This window comes from Streptomyces aurantiacus (assembly GCF_001418335.1).
GTDB classification, from domain to species: domain Bacteria; phylum Actinomycetota; class Actinomycetes; order Streptomycetales; family Streptomycetaceae; genus Streptomyces; species Streptomyces aurantiacus.
Genome location: NZ_LIPP01000450.1, coordinates 1 through 10,409, shown reverse-complemented (window position 1 = coordinate 10,409; position 10,409 = coordinate 1). Strand labels below are relative to the sequence as shown.

The following is a 10,409-nucleotide window of genomic DNA, read 5'->3' as shown; positions in this document are numbered from 1 at the left end:
AACGCCCGGAGCAGTGCCCGGAGCTGTGCCCCGGGCGGCCTCCGACGCGGTGGCAGCCGCGGTAGCAGCCGCGCTGCCCGGCACGCTGCCCGGCACGGTGGCAGCCGCGCTGCCCCGCGCCGCCCCCGTACTCCCCGGCGCCGCCACCACGCAGTCCTCCGTGCAGTTGTCGAGCCGGCACATCAGGTCCACGTCCGTGCCGGCGTGCACGACGGCGTTCGTGACGAGTTCGCTGACGACCACCACCGCGTCGCCGACGAGCCGGTCGGTGACCGACTCCGCGCCGGGCAGGGCGAGTTCGGTCCATTCGGCGAGCGTCGTACGGACGAATCCACGGGCCGCGCCCGGTGCGAGCGAGTTGCCCGGCAACGACGTACGCGCCACCGTGTGCGGGCGCGCCGCGGGCGCGGGAGCACCGGACCCGGACTCCCGTTGCGTCGGAATGGCGCCCACTGTGCGGCTCCCTGAGCAGTTCGAACGATTACGCCCCAGTCGATGCCGCCAGAGTGACAGACTGGCTGCGCCCATAAGCGCCGAGTTACCGAAGTGGGCCGCCATGAGTGAGAACAGTGCTATGCGTGTGCTCGAAGACGGACAGATCCGGGCATCGGATCTGCGTCCTCTGCTCGCCGCCATGACGTCCGCCCGGGACGGCGACTTCAGCAAGGTGCCGGAGACGGGGCACGGCATGGCGGCCGAGCTGGTGATGGTGTTCAACCAGATCCTGGACCGGACTCTCCATTTCAACGCGGAGGCGCTGCGGGTCCGCCGTGAGATCGTGCGCCACGGCCGGCTGGACGAGCGGCTCTCCGCGAGTCCGGGCCAGGGCCACTGGACGACCCGGATCAACGACGTGAACCAGCTGCTCGACGCCCTGGTGGCGCCGGCCGCCAACGCGACCCGCGTCCTGGACGCGGTGGCGGGCGGTGATCTGACGCAGCGTGTCGACCTGCACGACGGGAACCGCCAACTGCGGGGGGACCTGCGCCACTTGGGCCGGGCCGTCAACAAGATGGTCGATCAGCTGTCCCTCTTCACCGGCGAGGTGACCCGGGTGGCCCGCGAGGTGGGCACCGCGGGCCGTCTTGGTGGCCGCGCCAAGGTGACCGGTCTGTCGGGCAGCTGGCGGGACGTGACCGAGGCGGTCAACACGATGGCGTCCCGGCTGACCGCCCAGGTCCGTGACATCGCCCTGGTGACCACGGCGGTGGCGCGCGGCGACCTGACCCGCACGGTGACGGTCGAGGCGACCGGTGAGCTGCTCGAACTGAAGCTGACCGTGAACACGATGGTCGAGCAGCTCTCCGCCTTCGCCGACGAGGTCACCCGGGTGGCGCGCGAGGTCGGCACCGAGGGCCGGCTGGGCGGCCGGGCGCAGGTGCGGGGCGTGTCCGGCGTCTGGAAGGACCTCACCGACAACGTCAACTTCATGGCGTCGAACCTGACGTCGCAGGTCCGCAACATCGCCCAGGTGACCACGGCCGTCGCCAACGGCGACCTGAGCCAGAAGATCACCGTCGACGCCCAGGGCGAGATCCTGGAGCTGAAGTCGACCATCAACACCATGGTCGACCAGCTCTCCGCCTTCGCCGACGAAGTCACCCGCGTCGCCCGCGAGGTCGGCACCGAAGGAAACCTCGGCGGCCGGGCCCAGGTCCGCGGCGTCTCCGGCGTCTGGAAAGACCTCACCGACAACGTCAACTTCATGGCGGACAACCTGACCTCGCAGGTCCGCAACATCGCCCTCGTCTCCACCGCCGTGGCCCAGGGCGACCTCGGCAAGAAGATCACGGTCGAGGCGAAGGGCGAGATCCTGGAGCTGAAGTCGACCATCAACACCATGGTCGACCAGCTCTCCGCCTTCGCAGACGAAGTCACCCGCGTCGCCCGCGAGGTCGGCACCGAAGGAAACCTCGGCGGTCAGGCACAGGTCCGCGGCGTCTCCGGCGTCTGGAAAGACCTCACCGACAACGTCAACTTCATGGCGCTCAACCTGACGTCGCAGGTGCGGAACATCGCGCAGGTGACGACGGCCGTCGCCAACGGCGACCTCTCCAAGAAGATCACCGTCGACGCGCGCGGCGAGATCCTGGAGCTGAAGGACACCGTCAACACGATGGTGGAGCAGTTACGCGCCTTCGCGGACGAGGTCACGAGGGTGGCCCGTGAGGTCGGCACCGACGGGAGGCTCGGTGGGCGCGCCCAGGTCCTCGGCGTCTCGGGCGTCTGGCGGGACCTCACCGACAACGTCAACTACATGGCGGACAACCTCACTTCACAGGTCCGCAACATCGCGCAGGTCGCCACCGCGGTGGCCCAGGGCGACCTGTCGAAGAAGATCGACGTGGACGCGCGGGGCGAGATCCTGGAGCTGAAGTCCACCATCAACACGATGGTGGACACCCTGTCGTCCTTCTCCTCCGAGGTCACGCGCGTGGCCCGCGAGGTGGGCTCCGAGGGGCAGCTCGGCGGTCAGGCGCGGGTCGAGGGCGTGTACGGCACCTGGAAGCGCCTGACGACGAACGTGAACGAGCTGGCGTCCAACCTCACCACCCAGGTCCGCGCGATCGCCGAGGTGGCGTCCGCGGTGGCCCAGGGAGACATGTCCCGCTCCATCTCGGTGGAGACCCAGGGCGAGGTCGCCGAGCTGAAGGACAACATCAACCTGATGGTGGCCAACCTCCGCGAGACCACCCGTGCCAAGGACTGGCTGGAGTCGAACCTCGCCCGCCTCGCCGCCCTCATGCAGGGCCACCGGGACCTGATGGAGGTCGCCGACCTGATCCTGCGCGAGCTGACGCCGCTGGTGAACGCGCAGTTCGGCGCCTTCTTCCTGGCCGACCCGGAGGAGGACAAGACAACCCTGCAAACGGCCCTTCCCATCAAGGGACTCGCCTTCATCGCCGGATACGGTTCGGCGCAGAGCGCGACGGTCGACACGGTCAGCATGCCGGTGCACGGGCTCGTACGGCAGGCCGCGCGCGAGAAGAAGCGCATCCTGGTGGAGGAGGCTCCGCCGGACTACATCAAGATCAACAGTGGTCTGGGTGAGGCGGCGCCCGCGAGCGTCGTCATCATCCCGATCCTCTTCGAGGACAAGCTGCTCGGTGTCATCGAGCTGGCCTCGTTCTCCCGCTTCTCCGACGTCCACCTGGCGTTCTTCGACCAGTTCGTGAACACCATCGGCGTCGCGATCAACACCATCATCGCCAACTCCCGTACGGAGTCCCTGCTCGGCGAGTCCCAGCGGCTGGCCGTCCAGCTGCAGGACCGCTCCGACGAACTCCAGTCGCAGCAGGCGGAGTTGCAGCGCTCGAATGCCGAACTGGAGGAGAAGGCGGCGCTGCTCGCGACGTCGTCGCAGTACAAGTCGGAGTTCCTGGCGAACATGTCGCACGAGTTGCGCACACCGCTCAACTCGCTGCTGATCCTCGCCCGGCTGCTCTCCGACAACCCGGACGGCCGTCTCTCCGACCAGGAGGTGCAGTTCGCGTCCACGATCCACCGGTCGGGATCCGACCTGCTCCAGCTCATCAACGACATCCTCGACCTCTCGAAGATCGAGGCCGGCCGGATGGACGTACGCCCCAAGAAGCTGCCGCTGATCAAGCTGCTCGACTACGTGCACGCCACCTTCCGCCCGCTCACCCTCGACCGGGGCCTCGCCTTCGAGGTCGAGGTCGGCGAGGACGTACCGCGCGAGATGTTCTCGGACGAGCAGCGGCTCCAGCAGATCCTGCGCAATCTGCTCTCCAACGCGATCAAGTTCACCGCGTCGGGCCGCGTCGAGCTGCGCGTCAGCCGCGTCAAGGATCCCGAGGCCCGCTTCACCAGGGAGAGCAGCGACAACGTCATCGCGTTCGCCGTCTCCGACACCGGGATCGGCATCGCCCCGGAGAAACTCCCGGTGATCTTCGAGGCGTTCCAGCAGGCCGACGGCACGACGAACCGCAAGTACGGCGGCACCGGCCTCGGCCTGTCGATCAGCCGGGAGATAGCGGGCCTGCTGGGCGGCCGGATCATCGCCGAGAGCACGCCCGGCAGAGGGTCCAACTTCACGCTGTACGTGCCGGTCGTCAGCCCCGGTCACCCGACGGCCGGGCCGGGCACCGAGAACCGGGCCCTGCCCGAGCCCGAGCAGTTGTCCACCGAACCCTTCACCGCCCAGGACCAGGACGACAGCTGGCCGGCGCCCACGAAACTGGAGGAGTGGAAGACGGGCCGCGCGGGCCGGGTCCTGCCGGGGCGACGGGTGCTGATCGTGGACGACGACATCCGCAACGTCTTCGCGCTCACCCACGTACTGGGCCGGGTCGGCATGCCCGTGCTGTACGCGGAGAACGGCCGCGAGGGCATCGAGACCCTGGAACGCAACCCCGATGTCGCACTCGTCCTGATGGACATCATGATGCCGGAGATGGATGGTTACGAGACCATCTCCGTCATCCGCCGCACCCCGCGCTGGACCGGACTTCCCATCGTGGCCCTCACCGCCAAGGCGATGCCGGGCGACCGCGAGAAGTCCATCGCACGCGGTGCGAACGACTACGTACCCAAGCCGGTGGACGTCGATCAGCTGCTGACCGTCGTCTGCGCACTCCTGGACCCGGAGGAACCGGCCGGTCCGGAGCTGCCGGCCGGCCCGGGGGCCGAGGGGCAGGAAACCGAGGGGCAGGAGGGCTCCGCCGGCACCGTCATCGCGGGAGCCGGCCCGTCCGAGGAGTCCGCGGTCCCGCCGACGAACCAATGAGGCAGTCAATGAGGCAGGCAACCGATCACCATGAGCACTGAGGCATCGACCGACGAGCGCGCCAGCATCCTTCTCGTGGACGACATGGAGGACAACCTGGTCGCGCTGGAGGCCGTCCTGGGGTCCCTCAACGAGCCGCTCGTACGCGCCCGTTCGGGCGAGGAGGCGATGAAGGCCCTGCTGCGGCAGCGGTTCGCGGTCGTCCTGCTCGACATCCGGATGCCGGGCATGGACGGCTTCGAGACCGCGGCGAACATCAAGCGGCTCGACCAGACCAAGGACGTACCGATCATCTTCCTGACCGGCACGGACTCCGACGCGGGGTACGCGTTCCGCGGGTACGCCACCGGAGCCGCCGACTATCTCACCAAGCCGTTCGACCCCTGGGTGCTGCGCGCCAAGGTGACCGTCTTCCTCGACCTGCACCGCAAGAACCGGCAGTTGGAGCGGATGCTCGCCCGCGAGCAGGCGCAGTTCGACGAACTCGCCGGCCGGCTGCACGCGATCGAGAACCACCTGGCGGCCGACGAGGTCACCGACGTGCTCGAACTGCGCCGCCACGTACGCCACATGGAGGACCTGCTGCGCGAGATGCGCAGGGGACGGAGTCTGTGACCCCGCCCCTCGCCGCCCGCGCCGACGGCTACACCTCCCGCGTGCCCGCGTACATCTCGTCGATCAGGTACTTGTACTCCTGCTCCACGACCGGGCGCTTGAGCTTGAGGCTCGGCGTCAGTTCGCCGTGCTCGATGTCCAGGTCGCGCGGGAGGAGCTTGAACTTCTTGATGGTCTGCCAGCGCTGGAGACCCTCGTTGAGTGTCCTCACGTAGTCGTCGATCAGCTTGACCGTCGCGGGATCGGCGACGACCTCGGCGTACGACTTCCCCGACAGGCCGTTGTCCTCGGCCCAGCCGAGGATGGACGGCTCGTCGAGGGCGATGAGCGCGGTGCAGAAGTTCCGGTCGGCGCCGTGCACGAGGATGTTGGAGACGTACGGGCAGACCGCCTTGAACTGGCCCTCGACCTCGGCGGGCGCGATGTACTTGCCGCCCGACGTTTTGATGAGGTCCTTCTTGCGGTCCGTGATGCGCAGATAGCCGTCGGGGGACAGCTCACCGATGTCGCCCGTGTGGAACCAGCCGTCCGACTCCAGTACCTCGGCCGTCTTCTCCGGCAGCCCGTGGTAGCCCTCCATGATGCCGGGCCCGCGCAGCAGGATCTCGCCGTCGTCCGCGATCCGCACCTCTGTGCCCGGCAGCGGCTTGCCGACCGTGCCCGTGCGGTACGCCTCACCGGGGTTCACGAAGGAGGCCGCGGACGACTCCGTGAGCCCGTAACCCTCCAGGATGTGGATGCCGGCGCCCGCGAAGAAGTAGCCGATCTCGGGCGCGAGCGCGGCGCTGCCGGAGACGCAGGCGCGCAGGTTGCCGCCGAAGGCATCCCGGATCTTGGCGAAGACGAGCGTGTCCGCGACCTTGTGCCGGGCGGAGAGGCCGAAGGGCGCGGTGGCGACACCGGTGCGGCGGAAGTTGTCCTGTCTGGCCTTCGCGTACTCGCGGGAGACCCCGGCCGCCCACTGGAAGATCTTGTACTTGGCGCCGCCGCCGGCCCGCGCCTTGGCCGCGACCCCGTTGTAGACCTTCTCGAAGATGCGCGGCACGGCGGCCATGTACGTCGGCTGCACGACCGGCAGATTCTCGATGATCTTGTCGACGCGGCCGTCGACGGCGGTGACGTGCCCGACCTCGATCTGGCCGGACGTGAGCACCTTGCCGAAGACGTGCGCGAGCGGCAGCCACAGGTACTGGACGTCCTCCGGGCCGACCAGTCCGGTCGCGGCGATGGCCTTGGCCATGTACGACCAGTTGTCGTGCGGCAGCCGTACGCCCTTGGGGCGGCCGGTGGTGCCGGAGGTGTAGATGAGGGTCGCCAGCTGGTCCTTGGTGATCGCCGCGACCTTCTCCTTGATCAGGTCGGGGTTCTTCTCCAGGTACGCGGCCCCGCGCTGCTCCAGCTCGGCGAGGCCGAGCACCCAGTCGCCCTCGTCGCCACCGGACCCGGTGAAGTCGATACCGGCGGAGTCGATGACCACGACGTGGGTGAGCCCGGGGAACTCGGCTCGCTTCTCACGCGCCTTGGCGAGCTGCTCCGCGTCCTCCGCGATCAGCACCTTGCTCTCGGAGTCGGAGAGGATGAAGGCCGACTCGTCCGACTTGGTCGACGGATAGACGGTGGTGGTCGCCGCGCCGGCGCACATGATGCCGAGGTCGACGAGGATCCACTCGACGCGGGTGGAGGAGGCGAGCGCGACGCGCTGCTCCGGCCGCACGCCCAGCTCGATCAGGCCCGCCGCGATCGCGTAGACCCGGTCGGCCGCCTGTGCCCAGCTCAGCGACCTCCACTCGTCGGGCCCGTCCCCCGAGGCGGCGGGCACCGGATAGCGATACGCCTCCGCGTCCGGCGTGGCCGCCACCCGCTCCAGGAAGAGGGCCGCCACGGACGGCGGACGGTTCTCGATCAGGGTCTGTGTGTCGCTCACGACATCCTCCGGGGCCCGCGACAGTGCGTGTGACTGGCTTCGTTGCGGATGGCTCGGTGCGGTTGGCTCAGTGTGGTCGTTCGGCTCGTTGCGTGCGTTGTTTAACTCGCCAGTAACGTCGAGTGGTGATCAGAGTAAAGCCCGTCCGCCCGGTGCGTAAGAGGCGGCGGCCTGTCACTTCCTACAGAGCGTGGGCGGAACGAGGCAGTCCGTGGACAGGAAGGGCCCGCCGCGCGAAAGCACGACGGGCCCTTGTTCCCGGGCGTGACCCGAGCGTTCCCGGGCGTGACCCGAGCGTTGCTGGTGACTACTTCTTCCCCTTGCCGCTGCCGGCGTTCTCGTCGCTGGACAGCACGGCGATGAAGGCCTCTTGCGGAACCTCCACAGAGCCCACCATCTTCATCCGCTTCTTGCCCTCCTTCTGCTTCTCCAGCAGCTTCCGCTTACGGGAGATGTCACCGCCGTAGCACTTGGCGAGGACGTCCTTACGGATGGCGCGGATGGTCTCGCGGGCGATGACGCGGGAGCCGATGGCCGCCTGGATGGGGATCTCGAAGGCCTGGCGAGGGATGAGCTCGCGCAGCTTGGCGACGAGCCGGACCCCGTACGCGTACGCCGCGTCCTTGTGCGTGACGGCGGAGAAGGCGTCGACGCGGTCGCCGTGGAGCAGGATGTCGACCTTCACCAGCGAGGCGTCCTGCTCGCCGGTGGGCTCGTAGTCCAGGGAGGCGTAACCACGGGTCTTGGACTTCAGCTGGTCGAAGAAGTCGAAGACGATCTCGGCGAGGGGGAGCGTGTAGCGGATCTCGACGCGGTCCTCGGAGAGGTAGTCCATGCCGAGGAGGGTGCCGCGGCGGGTCTGGCAGAGCTCCATGATCGAGCCGATGAACTCGCTCGGGGCGAGGATCGTGGCCCGGACGACCGGCTCGAAGACCTTGTCGATCTTGCCCTCGGGGAACTCGCTCGGGTTGGTGACCGTGTGCTCCTTCCCGTCCTCCATGATCACGCGGTAGACCACGTTGGGCGCGGTGGCGATGAGGTCGAGGTTGAACTCGCGCTCCAGGCGCTCACGGATGACGTCGAGGTGCAGCAGGCCGAGGAAGCCGACGCGGAAGCCGAAGCCGAGGGCCGCGGAGGTCTCGGGCTCGTAGACCAGGGCGGCGTCGTTGAGCTGGAGTTTGTCCAGCGCCTCACGCAGGTCGGGATAGTCGGAACCGTCCAGCGGATACAGGCCCGAGAAGACCATCGGCTTGGGGTCCTTGTACCCGCCGAGGGCCTCGGTGGCGCCCTTGTCCTTGCTGGTGATCGTGTCACCGACCTTGGACTGACGGACGTCCTTCACGCCGGTGATGATGTAGCCCACCTCGCCGACGCCGATGCCGTCGGACGGCGTCATCTCGGGGGACGAGACACCGATCTCCAGGAGCTCGTGCGTGACACCGGTCGACATCATCTTGATGCGCTCGCGCTTGTTCAGCTGGCCGTCGATGACACGGACGTAGGTGACCACGCCCCGGTACGAGTCGTAGACCGAGTCGAAGATCATCGCGCGGGCGGGCGCGTCCGCGACACCGACCGGCGCCGGCACGTCTCTCACCACCCGGTCCAGGAGCGCGTCCACGCCGACGCCGGTCTTCGCGGAGACCTTGAGCACGTCCTCGGGCTTGCAGCCGATGAGATTGGCCAGCTCCTCGGAGAACTTCTCGGGCTGGGCGGCCGGCAGGTCGATCTTGTTCAGCACCGGGACGATGGTGAGGTCGTTCTCCATCGCCAGGTAGAGGTTGGCGAGGGTCTGCGCCTCGATCCCCTGGGCCGCGTCCACGAGGAGGACGGTGCCCTCACAGGCGGCGAGCGAGCGCGACACCTCGTACGTGAAGTCGACGTGCCCGGGGGTGTCGATCATGTTGAGGACGTGGGTGTTGCCCGGATCCTCGGTCGGGGCCCAGGGCAGCCGCACCGCCTGGGACTTGATGGTGATGCCGCGCTCGCGCTCGATGTCCATGCGGTCGAGGTACTGAGCGCGCATCTGCCGCTGGTCGACCACCCCGGTCAGCTGGAGCATCCGGTCGGCGAGCGTGGACTTGCCGTGGTCGATGTGCGCGATGATGCAGAAGTTGCGGATCAGAGCCGGGGCGGTACGGCTCGGCTCGGGCACATTGTTAGGGATCGCGGGCACGCAGGGTCCTGTCTCTTGAGGCGCCTGTCGCCTCGGGTCGGATCGATACGTAGGTTCCATGGTCCCACGGGCGACGGGATGCGCCCGGTTTGGGCCGTCCGCAGGGCGACTGCTAATCTGGGCAGCTGTGTCTCATGCCCTCTCTGCAGGGGACACGCAGGACCAAGCAAGAGTAATCAGTTAAGAGAAATCACCGGCGCGCGAGACGCACTGTCACGGGACCTACCGTCGCGAGACGTACCGTCTTGAGCGCCTGAACCTGAGAAGGCTCATTTCGTGGCGAACATCAAGTCCCAGATCAAGCGGATCAAGACCAACGAGAAGGCTCGGCTGCGCAACAAGGCCGTCAAGTCTTCGCTGAAGACCGCGATCCGCAAGGCCCGCGAGGCCGCTGCCGCGGGTGACGTCGAGAAGGCCACGGTTGCCGCGCGCGAAGCCTCGCGCAAGCTGGACAAGGCCGTCTCCAAGGGCGTCATCCACAAGAACCAGGCCGCCAACAAGAAGTCGGCGCTTGCTTCCAAGGTCGCCACCCTCAAGGTCTGACCTTCTGCCGAGCGCCGGGCCACGGCCCAGCACTCACTTGATCGAAACGCCGGAAGGACCCGAGCGGGCCCTCTCTCATCCGCTCCCGCCCGGCAACCCGACTCGTACGCGGTCTGCGTTCGCCACGCGGGTACGAGTCCCCAGCTTGACCCGGGCCCCGGCCCGCCCCTTCCAGGGCGGACGCCGGGGCTTTCGGCATACCTGCCACCCCGGCCGCCCAGCCACCCCAGCCGGGCGCCCTTCAGCCTGTCCGGCGTCTGCGGGCATGGCCATCCGTTCTCAGCCCGTCCGACGTCTGGGAGCAAGGCCGCCCATTTTCAGCCCGTCTGGGGGCACCTCCCAGCGGTAGCTGGGGGAGTTTGAGGACGAGCGCGTCAGCGCGATAGGGGGGTCTGGGGGCG

The 10,409-nt window shown here is 68.2% G+C and carries 5 protein-coding genes and 1 pseudogene; 3 read left to right on the top strand and 3 right to left on the bottom strand.

Features of this window, described 5'->3' with window-relative positions:
• Positions 1–453: pseudogene (locus AOK01_RS44540) on the bottom strand (protein phosphatase); the annotation flags it as partial.
• 121 nt (positions 454–574) lie between these two features.
• On the opposite strand from AOK01_RS44540, the gene AOK01_RS38510 reads away from it, so the two are divergent.
• Positions 575–4,750 carry a HAMP domain-containing protein gene (locus AOK01_RS38510; RefSeq protein ID WP_245702599.1) on the top strand — a complete coding sequence of 1,392 codons (4,176 nt, stop codon included), beginning with the start codon at positions 575–577 and terminating at the stop codon, positions 4,748–4,750.
• Positions 4,751–4,780: 30 nt separating this feature from the next.
• Entirely contained in the window at positions 4,781–5,365 is a 585-nt protein-coding gene (locus AOK01_RS38505) for a response regulator (RefSeq protein WP_055520072.1), read from the top strand.
• Positions 5,366–5,393: 28 nt separating this feature from the next.
• On the opposite strand, the gene AOK01_RS38500 is transcribed toward AOK01_RS38505, so the two are convergent.
• Both AOK01_RS38500 and lepA read right to left on the bottom strand, forming a co-directional pair.
• On the bottom strand, positions 5,394–7,289 hold the full coding sequence (locus AOK01_RS38500) for an AMP-dependent synthetase/ligase (RefSeq protein WP_055520070.1): 1,896 nt from the start codon (positions 7,287–7,289) through the stop codon (positions 5,394–5,396).
• Positions 7,290–7,596: 307 nt separating this feature from the next.
• A complete protein-coding gene (lepA, locus tag AOK01_RS38495) occupies positions 7,597–9,465 on the bottom strand; it encodes a translation elongation factor 4 (RefSeq protein WP_055520067.1) in 1,869 nt (622 codons plus the stop codon).
• Between the two features lie 276 nt (positions 9,466–9,741).
• Between lepA and rpsT the strand changes: the two genes are divergently transcribed.
• Positions 9,742–10,008, top strand: coding sequence for a 30S ribosomal protein S20 (rpsT, locus tag AOK01_RS38490; protein ID WP_055520065.1), 267 nt, complete (start codon positions 9,742–9,744; stop codon positions 10,006–10,008).
• Positions 10,009–10,409: the final 401 nt, after the last annotated feature.

Bases quoted from the DNA above. Each gene is read 5' to 3' on its own strand.
- AOK01_RS38510 (WP_245702599.1), top strand. From the start codon at position 575: ATGCGTGTGCTCGAAGACGGACAGATCCGGGCATCGGATCTGCGTCCT.
- AOK01_RS38505 (WP_055520072.1), top strand. From the start codon at position 4,781: ATGAGCACTGAGGCATCGACCGACGAGCGCGCCAGCATCCTTCTCGTG.